17 protein-coding genes are annotated in these 17,901 nt (G+C 70.7%); 7 read left to right on the top strand and 10 right to left on the bottom strand.

What is annotated here, in order from left to right:
• Nucleotides 1-87: 87 nt before the first annotated feature.
• Nucleotides 88-813, top strand: a complete 726-nt coding sequence (locus tag REH65_RS20705; RefSeq protein ID WP_406688732.1) for a MerR family transcriptional regulator — start codon at nt 88-90, stop codon at nt 811-813.
• A gap of 213 nt (nt 814-1,026) precedes the next feature.
• Here the strand turns inward: REH65_RS20705 and REH65_RS20710 are convergent, their stop codons facing one another.
• The 5 genes from REH65_RS20710 to REH65_RS20730 form a co-directional block, all read right to left on the bottom strand.
• The gene (locus REH65_RS20710) at nt 1,027-2,727 is read right to left on the bottom strand and encodes an ABC transporter permease subunit (RefSeq protein WP_406688733.1); all 1,701 of its coding nucleotides are present in this window, start codon (nt 2,725-2,727) and stop codon (nt 1,027-1,029) included.
• Nucleotides 2,724-4,205: an ABC transporter substrate-binding protein gene (locus tag REH65_RS20715; protein ID WP_406688734.1), complete on the bottom strand. Its 1,482-nt coding sequence runs from the start codon at nt 4,203-4,205 to the stop codon at nt 2,724-2,726. The genes REH65_RS20710 and REH65_RS20715 overlap by 4 nt, the downstream gene beginning before the upstream one ends.
• Before the next feature lie 37 nt (nt 4,206-4,242).
• Nucleotides 4,243-5,514 carry an MFS transporter gene (locus REH65_RS20720; protein ID WP_406688735.1) on the bottom strand — a complete coding sequence of 424 codons (1,272 nt, stop codon included), beginning with the start codon at nt 5,512-5,514 and terminating at the stop codon, nt 4,243-4,245.
• Nucleotides 5,511-6,065, bottom strand: a complete 555-nt coding sequence (locus REH65_RS20725; protein ID WP_406688736.1) for a GNAT family N-acetyltransferase — start codon at nt 6,063-6,065, stop codon at nt 5,511-5,513. The genes REH65_RS20720 and REH65_RS20725 overlap by 4 nt, the downstream gene beginning before the upstream one ends.
• Before the next feature lie 171 nt (nt 6,066-6,236).
• A complete protein-coding gene (locus REH65_RS20730; RefSeq protein ID WP_406688737.1) occupies nt 6,237-7,070 on the bottom strand; it encodes a hypothetical protein in 834 nt (277 codons plus the stop codon).
• 205 nt (nt 7,071-7,275) lie between these two features.
• On the opposite strand from REH65_RS20730, the gene REH65_RS20735 reads away from it, so the two are divergent.
• Nucleotides 7,276-7,812, top strand: coding sequence for an RICIN domain-containing protein (locus tag REH65_RS20735; RefSeq protein WP_406688738.1), 537 nt, complete (start codon nt 7,276-7,278; stop codon nt 7,810-7,812).
• Nucleotides 7,813-8,066: 254 nt separating this feature from the next.
• Here the strand turns inward: REH65_RS20735 and REH65_RS20740 are convergent, their stop codons facing one another.
• The 3 genes from REH65_RS20740 to REH65_RS20750 form a co-directional block, all read right to left on the bottom strand.
• Nucleotides 8,067-8,423 (bottom strand): hypothetical protein, encoded by a 357-nt coding sequence (locus REH65_RS20740; RefSeq protein WP_281455224.1) that lies wholly within the window; start codon nt 8,421-8,423, stop codon nt 8,067-8,069.
• 46 nt (nt 8,424-8,469) lie between these two features.
• On the bottom strand, nt 8,470-8,706 hold the full coding sequence (locus REH65_RS20745) for a DUF397 domain-containing protein (protein WP_093413953.1): 237 nt from the start codon (nt 8,704-8,706) through the stop codon (nt 8,470-8,472).
• A 234-nt stretch (nt 8,707-8,940) separates the two neighbouring features.
• On the bottom strand, nt 8,941-9,807 hold the full coding sequence (locus REH65_RS20750; protein ID WP_281455223.1) for a helix-turn-helix transcriptional regulator: 867 nt from the start codon (nt 9,805-9,807) through the stop codon (nt 8,941-8,943).
• 270 nt (nt 9,808-10,077) lie between these two features.
• Here REH65_RS20750 and REH65_RS20755 point away from each other — a divergent pair, with 270 nt between their 5' ends.
• From REH65_RS20755 to REH65_RS20770, 4 genes are all read left to right on the top strand, one after another.
• Nucleotides 10,078-10,872 (top strand): exodeoxyribonuclease III, encoded by a 795-nt coding sequence (locus REH65_RS20755; RefSeq protein WP_406688739.1) that lies wholly within the window; start codon nt 10,078-10,080, stop codon nt 10,870-10,872.
• Between the two features lie 80 nt (nt 10,873-10,952).
• A complete protein-coding gene (locus tag REH65_RS20760; protein ID WP_406688740.1) occupies nt 10,953-11,357 on the top strand; it encodes a hypothetical protein in 405 nt (134 codons plus the stop codon).
• A 201-nt stretch (nt 11,358-11,558) separates the two neighbouring features.
• A complete protein-coding gene (locus REH65_RS20765) occupies nt 11,559-11,867 on the top strand; it encodes a nucleotidyltransferase family protein (protein ID WP_406688741.1) in 309 nt (102 codons plus the stop codon).
• On the top strand, nt 11,857-12,195 hold the full coding sequence (locus tag REH65_RS20770; protein ID WP_406688742.1) for a DUF86 domain-containing protein: 339 nt from the start codon (nt 11,857-11,859) through the stop codon (nt 12,193-12,195). The genes REH65_RS20765 and REH65_RS20770 overlap by 11 nt, the downstream gene beginning before the upstream one ends.
• A 17-nt stretch (nt 12,196-12,212) precedes the next feature.
• Here REH65_RS20770 and REH65_RS20775 read toward each other — a convergent pair whose 3' ends face one another.
• Complete coding sequence (locus REH65_RS20775) at nt 12,213-13,448, bottom strand: NAD(P)/FAD-dependent oxidoreductase (protein ID WP_406688743.1); 1,236 nt, start codon at nt 13,446-13,448, stop codon at nt 12,213-12,215.
• A gap of 173 nt (nt 13,449-13,621) precedes the next feature.
• Nucleotides 13,622-15,115: a S8 family peptidase gene (locus REH65_RS20780; protein ID WP_406688744.1), complete on the bottom strand. Its 1,494-nt coding sequence runs from the start codon at nt 15,113-15,115 to the stop codon at nt 13,622-13,624.
• Between the two features lie 175 nt (nt 15,116-15,290).
• Between REH65_RS20780 and REH65_RS20785 the strand changes: the two genes are divergently transcribed.
• A complete protein-coding gene (locus REH65_RS20785) occupies nt 15,291-17,876 on the top strand; it encodes a bifunctional FO biosynthesis protein CofGH (RefSeq protein WP_406688745.1) in 2,586 nt (861 codons plus the stop codon).
• The last annotated feature ends 25 nt before the right edge of the window (nt 17,877-17,901 follow it).

The raw sequence follows: 17,901 nt of genomic DNA on the forward strand, positions 1-17,901 counted from the left end.
GGAGCGGTGATGCGCGTCACGGTTGACCGTGCCGCAGCGGCACGGTTTTCACTGGAACCGCAATCCACGAGGGACGAGGAGAGACCGGTGGCCTGGAGCACCCGTGAAATCGCCGAGCTGGCGGGTACGAGCCTGCGCGCGGTCCGGCACTACCACGAGGTCGGGCTCCTCGACGAGCCCGAACGGCGGGCCAACGGCTACAAGCAGTACGGCGTCGCCCACCTGGTGCGGCTGCTGCGCATCAAGCGCCTGGTCGACCTCGGTTTCTCGCTGTCCCAGATCGCCGCCATGGGCGACGCCGACACGCACCCGGAGGAAGCCCTGCGCGCACTGGACGCGGAACTCGCCGCCACCATCGAACGACTCCAGCGGGCCCGCGTCGAACTCGGCCTCCTGCTGAACCAGTCCGCACCCACCGACCTGCCGCCCGAGCTCGGGCCGGTCGCCGGCGACGTGGAGATGACCGAGGCGGACCGCAACTTCCTCGTCGTCATGTCCCGGGTCGTCGGGCCGCGAGCGCTGGAGACCTACGCGGAGATGCTGCGCACCACCGCCGAGGAGGCCACGCTGCCGGAGTTCGACCACATGGCCCCCGACGCCGACGAGGCCACCCGGCAGTCGGTGGCCGAGACCCTCGCCGAGCTCACCCGAGGTCTCTACGAGAAGCACCCCGGCCTGCGCGACCTCGACGCCGACGCCCCGGGCGGCGCCCGGCACGCCTGGCGGACAGCGGGCAAAGCCCTCGTCGACCTCTACAACCCCGCCCAACTCGACGTCCTCACCAGAGTCCACCACCTCGTCCGCGGCGCCTGACGGCTCCGTCGCCCGGGCACGAGGGCACCTCGCGCGGAGCGCGGGCTGGGGTGGGCCTGGCGGGCGTGTGCTCGCACGTGGTCGACAGTGGACAGTTTTAGTGAGAACTGTCCATGATCAATGTCCCTTTTGTCCGGACAGTTTTCACTAAAACTGTCCACTGGCGAGGGGAGTTCCACCGCGGCCTCGGTGCCGTTCGAACTCGTGGGGTTGTTAGCGGGGTGTGCGGGGGGTGAGGGCTGCTGTGAGGCCGAGGAGGGTCAGGCCTGCGGTGGGGAAGGCGACCGCCCAGGGGGCGGTCTCGGCGTAGTCCAGGGACTGGGCGAGGATCGCGCCCCACTCCGGGGAGTCGTGCGGGGCCGCGAGACCGAGGTAGCCGAGGCCCGCCAGGGCCAAGGCGTTGTGCGGCAACCGGATCAGGGCGTGGCGCAGCACCGGCGGCAGCACCGACGGGACCAGGTGGCGGCGCGCGACGTGCGCGCGTCCGGCGCCGGAAGCCCGTGCGGCGCGGACGAATCCCGCGTCGCGGACCTCGGCCACCAGCGTCCGCGTGTGCACCGCCAGCGGGATCCACGCCACGGCGCCGACCGCGACCACGGCACCGGCCATCCCGGGCCCGGCGACCGCGGCGACCACGATCCCGGCCAGCACCGGCGGCACCGCGTTGAGCACGTCGGCCACGCCGGCGCGAGCGCGCGTCATGCCCACGACAACCCCGATGACCAGCGAGATCGTGCCGATGACGAGTGATCCGCCGATGCTCAGCAGCGCGCCGTGCCCGAAGCGGGCCAGCAGGTCCCGGCCCAGCGCGTCGGTGCCGAACGGGTGCGCCGCCGTCGGCGCCGCGAGCCGGTCGGTCAACGAGATCGCGCTCGGGTCCCGCAGCAGCCCGGCCACCACTGCCACCGCCAACACCCCGGCCGCCGCCAGCGCCCAGCGCGCGCTCCCCCCGGAGTCCGATGTGGACTGCGGCAGTCCCGCGCCGCGCAGCGCCGGGCCCAGCATCCACCGGTGCGCGAGCACCCCGACCCCGCCGAAGGCCAGTCCCAGCAGCGCGAGCACGATCACGCAGCCCTGCACCACCGGCAGGTCCTGGGCCAGCACCGCGTGCAGCGCCGTCGCCCCGAGCCCGGGGATCGCGAAGACCGTCTCGACCACGATGCCCGACCCCAGCAGCCCGACGAACAGCAGCACCAGCTGCGGCAGCGTCACCGCCACCGCGCGGCGCAGCACGGCCCGCAGCACCACTCGGCGGCGCACGCCGTTGGCCCGCCACACCCGCACCCACGGCTCCGACAGCGCGCCGTCGATCGCGCTGGCCAGCACCCGGCTCAACGCCCCGGCCGCCGGAAGTCCCAGCGCCAGCGCGGGAAGCGGCATGTTCGCCGGACCCGTCCAGCCCGACGTCGGCGCCAGCCGCCAGTGCGCGGCCACCACCACGAGAAGGCCCGCGGCCAGCAGGAACTCGGGCAACGCCGCCAGCACCGCGCCGACGGCCACAGCGCCCCGCCCGACCCCACCGGTGCCGCGCGCCGCCCGCCGAAGGCTCGGGGCGAGCACCAGCAGCGCGCACACCAGCGCCACCAGGGCGGCCACCAGCGCCAGCGTCACCGAGACACCGATGGCCGGACCGACCGACTCCGACACCGGCACGCCGCTGACCCAGGAACGCCCGAAGTCGCCGCGCACCGCACCGCCCAGCCAGCTCAGCGCACCGGTGAGCGGGTCGTCGGGAATCCCCGCCTCGCGGCGGATCGCGGCGAGCACCGCCGGGTCGAGCTCCTGCTCGGCGGAGCGGGCGCGCAGCACCGTCTGCGCCGGGTCGTCGCCGCTGAGCCACGGCAGCGCGCCCACCACGAACGCGGGAACGAGCACCGCTCCTGCGGCCAGGAGCGGGAAGCGCAGGAACCTCATGCGCCGAGCGCGGTTTCGGCCGTGATCAGCCTGTGGTCGAAGCCGTCCTGAGCCACGCCGCGCACGCCGGGAGCGACGCCGATGCGGGTCCGCTCGTGCGCGATCGGCACGACCGCGTCGGTGCCGATGACCTGCTCGGCGATGCGCACCGCGGCGCGCTCGCGCTCCTCGATCGGTGCGGAGCGGGCCGCGTCGACGGCGGCGTCGATCGCCGGATCGCACAGCCGCGACAGGTTGTAGGCGCCGTCGCAGGTCCAGTCGCTGCTCAGGTAGCTGATCGGGTCCCCGGTGTCGACGGAGTAGTTGCGGGCCCCGATCACCACGTCGTAGGTGCCGGAGAGCAGGTCGGACTCGATCGTCGAGTACTCCTGCGCGACCACGTCGCTCACCTGGAACCCGGCGGCGCGCAGGTTCTCGGCCACCACCGAGGCGATCTCGGGCAGCTCGGGGCGCTCGTCGTAGGTGGCGATGCGGATCGTTCCGCGCGCCGCCCCCGGTGCCGTCGCGGGACGCGGCGCCTCCCCGGCCCACGGGCTCGCGGGCCCGAACAGCCCCCGCGCGGGATCCGCCTGACCTGCGTAGACGCCCTGGGTGATGGCGGTCGGGTCGATGGCCTGCCGCGCCGCCGCGCGCGTCGCCGGGTCGGCGAACACCGCCGAGCGGGTGTTGAGGTGCGCACCGACGAGTCGGGGCAGCGGCACGTCGAGGACCTCGTTGCCGGAGACGGTCGGCAGCTGCGAGACCGGCACGGTGTCGACCACGTCGACCTCGCCCGCGCGCAGCGCGTTCGCGCGGCTCGCGCCGTCGGCGATGAACCGCGCGTCGATCCCGGCGGTCTTCGGCGCCCCGCCCCAGTAGCCGGGGTTGGCGCTCAACGTCGCGCCGGAGGCGCCCTGCACCGAATCCAGCGCGTAGGGGCCGGTTCCGGCGCGCACCGGGTTCGGCGCGGCCGGGTCGGCGTAGGCCGACGGCGCGAGGATCGCCAGCTGGGGCGCGGTGAGCCGCTGCGGCAGGATCGGGTCCGGCGCGGCGGTGGTGATCTCCAACGTCCGCTCGCCCGCGGCACTCGCCGTCAGCTGCACGCCCTTGATCGCCCGCGGCGGGGTGGTCGCGGTGGTGACGTGGTTGATCGACGCGGCCGCGTTCTCGGCGGTCAGCGGCGTGCCGTCGTGGAAGGTGACGCCGGGGCGCAGGTTCAGCCGCAGCGTGCGCGGATCGGTCTGCTCCCAGCTCTCGGCGAGGCCGGGGCGCGGCATGCCGTCGGCGTCGAGGACAGTGAGGGTTTCGGTGGTGCCGAGCTTGGTGAGCAGCAGCGCGTCGTCGCTGTAGGGCGAGAGGTTCGCGACCGGCTGGAACGACAGCGCCACGCCGAGCCGGTTCTCCGCGCCGCCTCCGGGAGCGGCGGCGAAGCAGCCGGAGAGCACGAGCGCACCGGCTAACAGCGCGACGACGCGAGCGAATCGGTGGGGCGAGGGCATGCGGGTACGAACCTCCTAGGGTGCAGGAACACCCAGATTAATGAGAACGACTTTCATTCCTGTACCGCTTGGCGAGTGCCAGCAGCGTGAGGCCACCCACAGCGGGCAGCGCGGCCAGCGCCGCCCACGGCACCGGAGCCATCGGCCCCGGGTGCGCGGCCAGGTCGAGCAGCCCGCCCGCGACACCGCTGCCGACCAGCACCGCCAGACCACCGGCCGAGGCCAGGAAGCCGTAGTACGAGCCGAGATTGCGGCCACCGGCCAGCCGCGGCACCAGGTCCTGGGCCACCGGCACCGCGAGCATCTGCCCGCAGGTCAGCAGCACCACGAACACCGCGGCGGGCACCAGCGACAGGCCACCGGGCAGCGCCCACGGCGAGAGCACGGCGACCGCGGCGAAGGAGAGGCTGAGCAGGCCGAACCCCAGCGGCAGCGCACGGTGCGCGCCCAGCCGCGTCCGGGCCCACGCCGCCATCGGCAGCTGGCCGAACACCACCAGCACCGAGGCCAGCGCGAACATCCAGCCCAGCGCCCACTCCGCGCCCGACCGGCCCAGTTCCACCGGCAGCGCCAGGTAGAGCTGGTTGTAGCTGAGCAGGTAGGCGCTGTAACCGGCGGCGAAGACCAGGAACGTGCGGTTGCGCGCGATGTCGGCCCACCCCGCCAGCAGCGGCCGCCGCTCGGCGTGCGGGCCGCGCGGCAGGAAGCGCGCGTGCGCGAGAAGGATGATCACGAACACCGCGGCCGCCACCGAGCAGGTCAGCCCGAAGTCGACGCTGAGCAGCGCCGCCCCGAGCAGCGGCCCGGTCACCGCACCGACCTCGCCGCACACCGCGAACAGCCCGAACAGCTCGGTGCGGGTGATGATCCCGCGCTCCTCAAGCTCCGTGCCCTGCACGGCCAGCGCGGACTCGACGGCCGGGGAGAACAGCGCCGCGGCGAAGCCGATCAGCACCGTCCCGATCAGCACCGTCGCGAAATCACCCGCGGCGGCGAGCACGACGAAGCCCGCGATGCGCACCGAGCAACCCGCCAGCACCGTGGGCCGGACGCCGAAGCGGTCCGCCAGCGCCCCGCCGAGCGCGAACATGCCCTGCTGGCTGAACGTCCGCACGCCCAGCACGATCCCGATGGCCCACCCGGCCATCGCCAGGTCGTCGGCCAGGTGCGTGGCGAGGAACGGCACCACCAGGTAGAAGCCGATGTTGAAGGCGAGCTGCGTGAGCAGCAGCAACCGGGCGAGCCCTGGCAGCACCGCGAACCGCGCCAGCAGCGACCAGCGGCCGCGCCGGGTGTCGGTGGCGGTCACGAGCGGGACTGGGGGAGCGCGATCTCGAAGTGGACGACGGGCTCGCCGTCGGGGCGTTCGTCGAGGACCTCCTTGGCGAGGCTCCGCCAGAACGGTTCGGCGCCGTCGATCTCGGGATTGGTGTGCAGGTAGGCGGTGTCGTAGCCGGATTCGGCGGCGAACTCGCAGCACAGGTCCACCAGCGCCCGGGCCAGGCCCCGCCTGCGGTGGGCGGGCCGCACGTAGGTGCGCACCAGCTGCGCGGTCGCCCCGCGCGCGTAGTGCTCGGCCAACCACAGCGGGTTCGGCGGGCTCTTCGGGCCGCCCGAGCGCACACCGCCGGTGGCCACGACCTCGCCGCCGCGCTCGGCGACGAACAGCGCCTGACCGGGAGTGCGCAGGTAGGTCCGCTCCAGGTCGATCACGTCCACGTGGAACGCGGGCACGTACCCGGTCCCCATCTCCCGGTAGAACGTGTCGAGCATCAACGACCGCGCGCCCTCGACGTCGTCGGGCGCGGCACGCCGCACCGTGTACTCCCCGACCTGGTACTCCCCGCCCTGCCGCACCACGGCACAACCCCCTCAACCGGAACCACTCCGTCCGAGGTTAAGCACTCCCCACTTGCTGTAGCAACAACCTGGCAACAGCACCGAGACGTAGATCGCACCGGTCACCGCGTCGAAAACCCCGGTTTTCGCGCGATGAATGTTGCGGTTTTCGACGTGGGGAGGGGTTCGGGGTCAGGAGCGGCGTTGGGCGGCTTGGTCGAGGAGTTCGCCGACGGTGCGGCGGCCGACGGCGTTGTCGCCGTTGAAGCGGCGGAGGAGCTCGATGCGGGCCTCGGTGGCCTGGCCCTGGGCCACCTGCAGCAACAACAGGTCCTTGTCCGCGGAGGGGAGGTCGGTCACCCAGGCGCCGAGGGCCTTCGGGTCCAGGGCGTCCTGCAGCGGGGTGCTGTTCTCGGCCGCGACCGCCAGCAGGTCGTCGTCGAGGCGCAGGAACTCCGCCAGCTTCCGCTGAGCCGGGGTGAGCTGGGTCAGGCCCGGCGGCACGACCGGCTCGGGCTCGTTCTCGGCGTCGGTGTCGAAGGCGAACTCGTCGCGCTCCCACGCGCCGTACCCGGCCAGCCACGCCAGGTAGAGCGCCCGCAGATCGCCGTCGATGATCTCGTCGCGCACCGCGGCGAGCTCCGGCAGCAGCTCCTCGTGGTCCGCCGGCGGATCGGCCGGTTCCTCCTCCTCGCTGAGCAGGTCCAGCACCACGTGCTCGTCGGAGCTCCAGACCTCCACCCGCTCGGCGACCTCGAACTCCTCGGCCAGCGAGTCGTCGAGGGCGGTCAGCGGGACGCGCAGCATCAGCCGCCGGGTGCTCCAGGCCGTCACGTGCAGGTGCGCGTCGTAGTAGGACTCGACGAGCACGTCCGGGTCGCCGCGGAACGATCCCTGCTCGTAGACGGCGACGAACGAGGTCTCGTCGACGGAGGCCAGCTCGGAGAGCGCCCGCACCTCGGTCTGCTCGTCGTCGCTCAACGGCCGGTCGACCGCGAGGAACTCGTAGTACTGGTAGTCGCTCACGAAAACCCCGCAGCTCCTAGGGAACACCGAGCCGCCAGGCTACTCATCGGACCCGTCGCGCGGGTGAACACCTCGGCTCGAGCGGGCTTCGCCCGTTGTGATTACTGGCCGCGTCCGGCCCGGGAGGCGCTGGTAAGTATCGATTCCGGGCGAACCGGACGGGTTCGCCAACCCCGAAAAACCTTCATAGTGGAGGAGATCGATCATGAGACGCGCTCGCTGGACGCTGGGTGCGCTCGGCGCGCTGGCGGCACTGACCGTCGCGCCCGCGCTCCCGGCCTCGGCCGATTCCGTGCTCATCACCAAGATCACCAACGTGGCGGACCAGTCCCGCTGGGTCGTCGCCGACGCCGACGCCGCGATCACCGCCGTGGCACCCCAGTCGGTCCCGCAGCCCCGGGCGACCGACCTGTGGGCCATCACCAAGCGCCCCGACGGCTCGATGACCATCCAGAGCAGGCAGAACCACCAGTGCGCGACCGCACCGGGGCGCGCCGGCGGCGAACTGCGCACCGCCGACTGCGACGCCGCCGACGACGCCCAGACCTGGACGGTCAAGCGCCGCAACGACGGAACCGTCGTCATCAGCCCGAAGTCCGCGCCGCACCTCGTCGTCGCGATCCAGCAGACCCCGTCCAAGAGCGGCACCCTGCGGCTCACCGAACGAGAACAGGTCACCAGCGATTCCACCCAAGCCGATCACCACGCGATGGACACCCAGGCGTTCAAGCTCGACATCTGAGGGAGCTGAAAAGGCGGCTGCACCACCGTTTCCGCGGTGGAGCAGCCGCCTTTTTCGCACTGCGCAAGAAGAAGGTCGGGTTCCCGCGCGCTGGGGGACTCGATGCGCGGGAACCCGACCCCTCGGGGGTGCCCGAACCGGCGCGGGATGGGGGGTGTTCGCGCACCGGTCGTCGGACGGGGGTTTCGCGGCAGCAGGACCAGGCCCGGGGTGGGACGAGCCCACCGCGAATCAGGTCCTGCTGAGAACCGGGATCAAGCCGTGACGGCGAGCCAGCGGGACCGGCCGGCGTGGGTCGGGATCCAGCAGCCGGCGGCTTCCGCGCCGCTCTCCGGCAGCGGTTCCGGCATCGCCAGGAGTTCGTTGATCACGTCGAGGGCGGGACCGTTGGTCCGCCACAGCACGCGGCTGGGGAAGAGCACGTCCGGCTCGTCGGCCGGGATGCGCGCGGCGTCGGCGTCGTTCTCGCCGAACAGCTGCAGGATGTCGAAAACGCCGCGGTGCACGCGGATTCCGACCACAGCGACCAGGCTTCCGCTGGCATCGCGGGGATGCGTGAACTGGAAGTCGCGGGCGACCAGGGCTTGCAGGCCGTTGGTTATGTCGTTCATGGCGCCACCGTTGTTCGTCGTAGGGGCTCAGACCATGTGGCGACGGTCAGACGATCAGGTCGTCGAACTCGCCGTCCTTTGCTCCGTTGAGGAACGCTGCGATCTCGTCCCTGCTGTAGACCAGTGCCGGGCCCTCGGGGTAGCGCGAGTTTCTGACGGCAACCCCGCCGTCGACCAACGGTGCCAGCTCCACGCAGTTGCCCACCGCTCCGCTGTGCCGGCTCTTGCGCCAGTCAGCGTTGGGAAGCTGCTTCGCGGGCATGCCGTTCTGGATGTTCGTCATCCGAACCCCACCCTTCCCCGACTCTCGTCTTGCACGGATCATCTGCACGTGCAGTTGATCGTGCACCGAAGGTATCAGTTGCAGATGCACGGTTGAATGCACGTGCAGATCACTGAGACCGTGATCACACGGATGGGGGTACGCGGAACGACGGCACTCGGTGCCGGTTGCATGGCGAACGTAGGTTCTTGATCGACCGAACGGCCTATGAACTGGGAATTTCCCGAGTTTCGCTCAGAATTCTCGGAGGCGGTCCTGCAGCATCTTGCGGGTGCCCTCCGGGGTCAGCGCGTCCACCGCGAGGCGGTGGCTGACCTTGCTGTAGACCTCGATCTCCTCGGGTTTGTCCAGGTACAACGCTCCGCAGAGGTGTTCCAGGTAGACGATGTCCGGGATCTCCGGCTCGGCGAACCGCAGGATCGTGTAGGCGCCTTCGGCGGCGGAGCGGCCGAGCGCGAACGGCAGCACCTGCAGCGTGACGGTCGGCAGCTTCGTGGCGTCGAGCAGTGACTCGATCTGCTCGCGCATCACGCTCTTGCCGCCGATCGGGCGATGCAGCACCGATTCGTCGATCACCGCCCACACGCGCGGTGACTTCGGCTGGGCGAACATCCGCTGCCGCTGCATGCGCAGCCGGACCCGGCGGTCGACCTCCTCGTCCTCGGCCTCCGGGCGGCCCTGGCTGGCGACGGCGCGGGCGTAGCGCTCGGTCTGCAGCAGTCCCGGGATGAACTGGAGCTCGTAGGTCTGGATCCGGGAGGCGGACTCCTCCAGGCCCACGAAGTCCTGGAACCACGGGGCCATCAGGTCGTTGTAGCGGTTCCACCAGCCCGGCTCGTTGGAGCGGCGCACCAGGTCCAAAAAGGACTCGCGCTCGGACTCGTCGGCGACGCCGTAGAGGGTCAGCAGGTCGGCGACGTCGCGCTCCTTGAAGCCGACGCGGCCGAGCTCCAGTCGGCTGATCTTCGAGCCGGAGCCGCGGATCGCGTAACCGGCGTCCTCGCGGGAGATCTGCTTGGCCTCGCGCAACCTGCGCAGCTGGCTGCCCAACACGAGACGGCGGGCCGTGGGGCCGCTTCCCGTGGCGCTGTCCGGGGCCACGCAAGACCTCCTGCAGGAGTTTTTCCATGCTCTACGACCCGTTGTCGAGTCGGAGGTGTGGAACGTTACGGGAGGCGATCTTAGTGGAATACCGCCGAAGGTCCAGTAGCTCGCCCCGACTCGATCGGGGTTTCCCAGGTCAAACCCGCGAAATCAGCGGATTGCGGAGTGTTGGAATCCGGGTGAATCCGCCGAGCGGGTCGATCAGCGGCCGAAATCACTCGTGCGGGGCGGTTCGCGGGAGGAAAGGCGGTAGTTAGGCTCGTCGATGTGCTGACTTTGTCAACGGTGAATGTAAATGGTTTGCGCGCCGCCGCGAAGAAAGGTTTCGTCGAGTGGCTCGCCGGAACCGGTGCGGACGTGATCTGCATGCAGGAGACGCGCGCCGAACCCGACCAGCTCACCGCCGAGGTGCGCGAGCCGGCGGGCTGGCACGCGACGCTGGCCCCGAGCTCGGCGAAGGGCCGCGCGGGCGTGGCGATCTACAGCCGCACCGAACCGGAGGACGTGCGCATCGGTTTCGGCTCCGCCGAGTTCGACGACAGCGGCCGCTACCTGGAGTTCGACCTCCCCGGCGTGACGGTCGCGAGTCTCTACCTGCCCAGCGGCGAGGTCGGCACCGCGCGGCAGGACGAGAAGGAGCGCTTCATGAAGGAGTTCGGCGAGTACCTCACCGGACTCCGGGAGCGCGCCACCTCCGCCGGGCGCGAGGTCGTGGTCTGTGGTGACTGGAACATCGCTCACCAGGAGGTCGACCTGAAGAACTGGAAGGCCAACCAGAAGTCCGCGGGTTTCCTCCCGGAGGAGCGCGCCTGGCTGACCGAGGTCTTCGAGTCCGGTTACACCGACGTCGTCCGCAGCCTCCACCCCGAAGGCCCCGGCCCGTACTCCTGGTGGTCCTACCGGGGCAAGGCCTTCGACAACGACTCCGGCTGGCGGATCGACTACCAGGTCGCCACCCCCGGTCTGGCCGAGCGCGCCACCGCGGCCGTCGTCGAGCGCGCCCCGAGCTACGACCAGCGCTGGTCCGACCACGCCCCGGTCACGGTCACCTACGACCTCTGATCAGGAGCTCCGCGGCCACGGTGCGGACCTGCGCAGCCGGGGCTTGACCTCCAGATAGCTCGAAGTTCGACACTCGTCGCATGCTGACATCCGACGAAGGGCCGATCCTCTTCCGCAACACCATGAAGATCGCCGCCGGGCACCTGGACGAGTTCGTCGAGGCCGTGCGCAGGGCGGTGGCGTTCGTCGAGGTGCACGGGCCGCAGCTGATGGTGGACGTGCACGTCGACGAGGAGCGGATGCTCGCCCACAGCTTCCAGCTCTACCGGAACTCCGACGCGATCCGGGAGCACTGGCGGCTGTCGGACCCCTACATCCGGGGCGTCACGGAGCACTGCGAGGTCGAGCGCTTCGAGGTGTACGGGCCTCCCGACGACGCGGTCCGAGAAGGTCTGCAACCCATGGCGGAAAGTGGAATTCCGCTCACGATCACCGGGAGAACCGCGGGGTTCGCGCGATTCCTGGAAGACCCCGAGAAACTGTGATCTGACAACGCTCGTCGTCAACGTTCGCGATCATGTCGTTGAGTGTTGTGAAGAACGGTTCTCCACTTTCAGCGACGGCGCAACGGATGTTGTGAGTGCGCAACACTCAACCGGGTGGGCACTTGACGTTGGGTGGGAGGGTGCGCAGTGAAGTGACTCGGTGTCCGTGATCAGGCACAATGAGGTCGGGAGGTGTTGACCATGCACGAGCTGATCGAGGCGAAGCGTGACGAGATCGAAGCGCTGTGCCAGACGCTGTCCGTGCGGCGCCTCGACCTCTTCGGTTCGGCGGTCGGCACCTCGTTCGACGTCGACAGCAGCGACGTTGATGTCTTGGTCGACTTCGCGGTCGGTCCGGGCTTCGACTACTTCGGCACCTACTTCGACCTGAAAGAGGGTTTGGAGCGGATTCTCGGGCGCCCGGTCGATCTCGTGAGCGCGTCGAGCATTCGCAACCCCTACTTCAAGCAGCAGGTTCTGGACACCAGGGAACTCCTCTATGCAGCGTGACGTTCGGACGTATCTCTGGGACGCGCTCCAGGCAGCAGAGCTGGTCGGTGAGTTCACCAAGGGTGAGGACTTCGCGTCTTACCAGGCTCAGGCGATGATGCGATCGGCTGTCGAGCGGCAGTTCGAGATCATCGGAGAGGCGTTGAACCAGCTGTCGAAGGTCGATCGAGAGCTTGCCGAGAAGATCCCGGATCTCGCTCGGATCGTGTCCTTCCGCAACATCCTCATCCACGGCTATGCCACGGTTGACGACGCCTTGGTGTGGCAAGTGCTCACCGACAGGCTTCCCGCGCTTTCCGACGTGTTGCGGAAGCTGTTGGACTCCTGACGACGTTGGGTTTGGTGTCAGCGGGCGATGTGTTCGTTGAGGGGGACCGAGGGGTCTTCGAGGGCTCGGCGGTCGATCGTGGTGGCCGAGGTGATGAGCGTTTTGAGCTGGTCTCCGACGTCCCAGATGTTGACGTTCATCGCTGCCCGGACCCGGCCCTCGGCGAGCCAGAAGGCGATGAACTCGCGGGCTTCGACGTCGCCGCGGAACAGGACCTCGTCGTAGCCGCCGGGGTCCACGTGACCCAGGTACTCCATGCCCAGGTCGTACTGGTCGGTGAAGAAGTACGGGAGCTCGGAGTAGGTGGTGTCGCCGCCGAGCATCGACGAGGCGGCCACGGCGGGCTGGTTCAGGGCGTTGGCCCAGTGCTCGACGCGGATCTGCTTGCCCAGCAGCGGGTGGAAGGCGTTGGCCACGTCGCCGGCGGCGACGATGTTCGGGTCTCCGGTGCGCAGCGTCGCGTCGACCAGCACGCCGTTGTCCACGCGCAGCTTCGCCTCGGCGGCCAGCTCCACGTCCGGGTCGACGCCGACCGCGACCAGCACCGCCTGGGCCTCGATCTCCAGGCCGTCGGTGAGCCGGACGCCGGTGACCTCGCCGGACGGGGCGAGGATCTCGTCGACGGCGGTGGTGAAGCGGAACGCCACGCCCCGGTCGCGGTGCAGCGCGGCGAAGACCTCCGCGACCTCGCGGCCCAGCACCCGCAGCAGCGGCAGCTCGGCGGTCTCCACGACCGTCACCGCCACCCCGGCCTCGCGGGCCGCTGCGGCGACTTCCAGGCCGATCCAGCCCGCACCGACGACCACCAGGTGCTCGATGCCGGACAGGGCCTGCTTGATGCGGTCGGAGTCGCCGACCCGGCGCAGCTGCAGGACGCCGTCGGCGTCGTGGCCCGGCACCGGCAGGGAACGCGGGTGGGCGCCGGTGGCCAGCATCAGCTTGTCGAAGTCGAGGTGCGACCCGTCGGCGAGCTCCAGCCTGCGCAGCGAGCGGTCGATGCGCCGCGCGGAGGTGTTCAGCCGCAGGTCGACGTCGTTGTCGGCGTACCAGGACTCGGGGTGGACGTAGGCGGAGTCGAACTCGGCGCTGCCCATCAGGTACTCCTTGGACAGCGGCGGTCGCTCGTAGGGGCGGTGCGATTCATCGCCCAGCAGGGTGATCCGCCCGTCGAATCCCTGGTCGCGCAGCGCCTCGGCGCACTTCGCGCCGGCCATGCCCGCGCCGACGATCACGAAGTTCTCGGAATCTCCCACCCCCGAAGCGTCCTGCCACCACCGGAACCGGGCAACCGGAGCCGCCGACCTCGGGCCGGCCGCTTTCGGGTGAACGGACCGCCGGGCCCCTCAAGATGAGAACCGGGGTTTTCGACCCGTCGAACACCGCAGTTCCCGACCGCGCGAGAACTGCGGTATTCGACTTGAGGGCCTTATCGGGTGACTGCGTCGAGGGCGTCGATGAGGCCCGAGCCGTAGAAGCCGGCTCCGGTGGGGCCGCCGGCGCAGACCGCGTCGACGACGCCGTCGCCGTCCCCGTCGTAGTCCTTCGGGCAGGGCAGCGGGTCGGACTGGTCGTTCATCGCGCCGATGACCTGCTCGGCCGTCCAGTCCGGGTGGGTGCTGCGGACGAGGGCGGCGACGCCCGCGGCGTGCGGGCCCGCCATGGAGGTGCCCTGCATCCAGCCCCAACCCCCGCCGGGGACGCTGGAGAGGATCCGGCCGTTGGCCGACGGGGTCTGCGGGATCTGCTTCGCGTCGCCGCCCGGGGCGGTCACCGAGATCGAGCCGAGGCCGTAGTTGGAGTAGTACGACTTGACCGCGTTCACGCCGACCGCGGACACCGACACCACGCCCGGCAGCTCACCGGGCAGCACGTGGCACTCCGGACCGGTGTGCCGGTCCTGGGTCGGCCCGCCGTTGTTCGGGCTCTCGGTGTCGTGGATCGGCTGCGACAGGTCCCAGTTGCTGTTGCCCGCCGAGACCACGTTGACCACGTCGTGGCCCTGCGCGTAGGCGACGGCGCGGCGGACCGCCTCGGCGGCGGCCCTCTGGTCCGGGTCGCTGTCGCACCACAGGAACCACGGGTCGACGAAGTAGGAGTTGTTGGTGACGTCGAAGTCGTGCTCGGCGGCCCAGATGAACCCGCAGATCGCGTACTCGGGGTAGATGAACCCGCCGTCGTCGATGACCCGCACCGACGCCAGCGTGACGTTCGGCGCGACCCCGGCGACGCCGACGCCGTTGCGCGCGGCGGCGATGGTGCCCGAGACGTGCGTGCCGTGGTCCTGCGTCGGGTCCTGCGGCTGCCACGCCTCCTGGTTCTGGTCCGGCACGCCCTCGTCGACGCAGCTCACCGAGCGGGACACGTCGAGGTTCGGCGCCAGGTCGGGGTGAGCGGGGTCGATGCCGTAGTCGAGGACGCCGACGGTGATGTCCTCGCTGCCCTGCGAGATCGCGTGGGCCCGGTCGGCCTTGATCTGCGGCAGGTCCCACTGGTCGGCTTCCAGCGGTTCGTCCCCGTCGACCGCGGCGGCGCCGACGCCGCTCGCGTGGCCTTCGAGGGTCTCCAGCCGGGTGGACTCGGTCGGCGGCAGCTGCTCGGCGAGGTTGCGGCTCGCGCCCGCCTGCTCCACGCCCGGCTGCTCCCGGACGGTCGCGGCGAACGCCGGATCGGGCGAGCTGGCGACGACCACGCCGATCTGCGGCCAGCTCTGCACGACGGTGCCGCCGACGGCGCGCACCGAGTCCTCGGTCCGCGCGAGCCCGTCGCCGACCGGGCCGACGACCACGAAGTGCGCCGGAACGGCCGAGGTCGCGGGCGCTTGTGGCGCCGAACCCAGCAGACCTGCGGGCAGCAGCAACGTCAGGGCGAGGGCCGATCCCGCGATCCGCAGCGAACGACCACTCCTACTTCTGCGTGACAACTTGTCCCTCCCGTGGAGACGAAGAATTGGTTCACCCAGTGGCATTCGTCGGATTTTGCGCCTGATTCGGGGACACCCGGTAGGTCTCAACGGAGCAATTCGATAGCCGAAAGTGAGGGACTGCGCACTCGCGGGATGGCTGGGCAACGACTTCGAGCGGACTTAGAGTCGTCAGGTGTCGGTTGCAGATCTGAACATCACCCCGCCGGAACAGACCCCCAGCGCATCGGCGATGCGGCGCGCGCTGCGCCGCGCCACCGACGGTGTCACCCTCGACGCCACCGAGGCCGCGGTTCTGCTGCACGCGCGCGGCGATGACCTGGACAAACTCCTGACCGCAGCGGGCAGGGCCCGCGATGCCCACCTGGTCGCCGAAGGCCACCCGGACGTCGTCACCTACAGCCGCAACGTGTTCATCCCGCTGACCAGGCTGTGCCGGGACCGGTGCCACTACTGCACTTTCGCCACGGTCCCGCACAAGGTCGAGTCGGCGTTCCTGGAGCGCGACGAGGTCCTGGAGATCGCCCGCCAGGGCGCGGCCGCGGGCTGCAAGGAAGCCCTGTTCACGCTGGGCGACCGCCCCGAGGAGCGCTGGCCCGCCGCCCGCGAGTGGCTCGAAGCGCGCGGCTACTCCTCCACAGTGGACTACGTCCGGGCCTGCGCGATCGCGGTGCTGGAGGAGACCGGTCTGCTACCGCACCTCAACCCGGGCGTCCTGTCCTGGTCCGAGCTGACCAGGCTCAAGCCGGTCGCGGCCAGCATGGGGATGATGCTGGAGACGACCTCGGAGCGGTTGTGGAGCGAGAAGGGCGGCCCGCACTTCGGCAGCCCGGACAAGGAACCCGCCGTCCGCAAGCGGGTCCTCACCGACGCCGGGCGCGTCGCGGTGCCGTTCACCAGCGGAATCCTCATCGGCATCGGCGAAACCCGCACCGAGCGCGCCGAGTCGCTGCTGGCGCTGCGCCAGTCCGCCCGCCAGTACGGGCACATCCAGGAGATCATCGTCCAGAACTTCCGGGCGAAGCCGGAGACGGCGATGCGCAGCATGCCCGACGCCGACCTGGACGACCTGGCCGCCACGATCGCCGTGGCCCGGCTGCTGATGCCCTCCGGGGTGAGCGTGCAGGCGCCGCCGAACCTGGTCGGCGAGGAGCACCTGCTGATGCTGCGCGCCGGCATCGACGACTGGGGCGGCGTCTCGCCGGTGACCCCGGACCACGTCAACCCGGAGCGCCCGTGGCCGCAGATCGACGAGCTCGACGAGCTCACCGGCCAGGCCGGGTTCGCGCTGCGGGAGCGGCTCACGGCCTACCCGCGCTACGTGCGCAAGGGGCTGGCCGGGGACAGCACGCAGTGGCTGGACCTGCGGGTGGCCTCGCACGTGGACGCCCTGTCGGACGCCGACGGCTTCGCCGATCCCGACGCCGAGATCACCGGTAGGGAGTGGCAGGAGCCCGACGGCGGGTTCGAGTCGATCGGGCGCACCGACCTGCACCGCAGCATCGACACCGACGGCCGCACCGAGGACCGGCGCACCGACTTCGACACCGTCTACGGCGACTGGGACGAGCTGCGCGGCCAGGTGCCCTCGGCCGCGTCGCCGGAGCGGCTGGACGCCGACGTCAAGCAGGGGCTGCGACTGGCCGAGTCGGACCCGGCGGTGCTGCTGGAGGAGCAGCACCACGAGGCCGCGATGGCCTTGATGACCTGCGACGGAGCGGCGATGGACGAGCTCGCCGGGATCGCCGACCGGTTGCGCCGCGAGGTCGTCGGCGACGACATCACCTACGTGGTCAACCGCAACATCAACTTCTCCAACATCTGCTACGTCGGCTGCCGGTTCTGCGCCTTCGCGCAGCGCGAGCGCGACGCCGACGCCTACCGGCTCTCGCCGGAGGAGGTCGCCGAGCGCGCCGACGAGGCGTGGCGGGCCGGGGCCACCGAGGTGTGCGTGCAGGGCGGCATCGACCCGCGGCTGCCGGTGTCGGGCTACGCCGACCTGGTGCGGGCGGTGCGGGCGCGGGTGCCGGAGATGCACGTCCACGCGTTCAGCCCGATGGAGATCGTCAGCGCCTCGGCGAAGGCCGGCGTGTCGGTCGAGGACTGGCTCGCCGAGCTCAAGGAGGCCGGTCTGGGCAGCATCCCGGGCACCGCGGCCGAGATCCTCGACGACGAGGTCCGCTGGGTGCTGACCAAGGGCAAGCTGCCCGCGGCCGAGTGGATCGAGGTGGTCAGCACGGCGCACCGGCTGGGCATCCCGTCGTCGTCGACGATGATGTACGGCCACGTCGACCACCCGGAGCACTGGCTGGGGCACTTCCGCACGCTGGCGGGGGTGCAGGACCGGGCGCGCGAGCACGGACAGGCCGGGTTCACCGAGTTCGTGCCGCTGCCGTTCGTGCACCGCAACGCCCCGATCTACCTGGCGGGCCTGGCCCGGCCGGGTCCGACGCGGCGGGACAACCGGGCGGTGCACGCGATGGCCCGGGTCCTGCTGCACGGCCGGATCGACAACGTGCAGACCTCGTGGGTCAAGCTCGGTGATTCCGGGACCACCGAGGTCCTCAACGGCGGTGCCAACGACGTCGGCGGGACGTTGATGGAGGAGACCATCAGCCGGATGGCCGGGTCCGAGCACGGGTCGGAGCGCAGCGTCGAGGAGCTGCACGAGCTCGCGGGTCGCGCGGGCCGCACCGCGCGGCAGCGCACTACGACGTACGGGCGAGTGGGTCAGGTGCAGCTCGGCATCAGCGCTGTTTGAAGCCCTGAATGCTCCATTTGAGTGA

This window comes from Saccharopolyspora sp. ID03-671 (assembly GCF_045278815.1).
GTDB classification, from domain to species: domain Bacteria; phylum Actinomycetota; class Actinomycetes; order Mycobacteriales; family Pseudonocardiaceae; genus Saccharopolyspora; species Saccharopolyspora ipomoeae.

What these genes read in the sequence shown, in the direction of transcription:
- REH65_RS20745 (WP_093413953.1), bottom strand. Translation starts at nt 8,706, where the DNA reads ATGACGAACATCCAGAACGGCATGCCCGCGAAGCAGCTTCCCAACGCT.
- REH65_RS20710 (WP_406688733.1), bottom strand. Translation starts at nt 2,727, where the DNA reads ATGAGGTTCCTGCGCTTCCCGCTCCTGGCCGCAGGAGCGGTGCTCGTT.
- REH65_RS20760 (WP_406688740.1), top strand. Translation starts at nt 10,953, where the DNA reads ATGCTGACATCCGACGAAGGGCCGATCCTCTTCCGCAACACCATGAAG.
- REH65_RS20735 (WP_406688738.1), top strand. Translation starts at nt 7,276, where the DNA reads ATGAGACGCGCTCGCTGGACGCTGGGTGCGCTCGGCGCGCTGGCGGCA.
- REH65_RS20770 (WP_406688742.1), top strand. Translation starts at nt 11,857, where the DNA reads ATGCAGCGTGACGTTCGGACGTATCTCTGGGACGCGCTCCAGGCAGCA.
- REH65_RS20715 (WP_406688734.1), bottom strand. Translation starts at nt 4,205, where the DNA reads ATGCCCTCGCCCCACCGATTCGCTCGCGTCGTCGCGCTGTTAGCCGGT.
- REH65_RS20765 (WP_406688741.1), top strand. Translation starts at nt 11,559, where the DNA reads ATGCACGAGCTGATCGAGGCGAAGCGTGACGAGATCGAAGCGCTGTGC.
- REH65_RS20740 (WP_281455224.1), bottom strand. Translation starts at nt 8,423, where the DNA reads ATGAACGACATAACCAACGGCCTGCAAGCCCTGGTCGCCCGCGACTTC.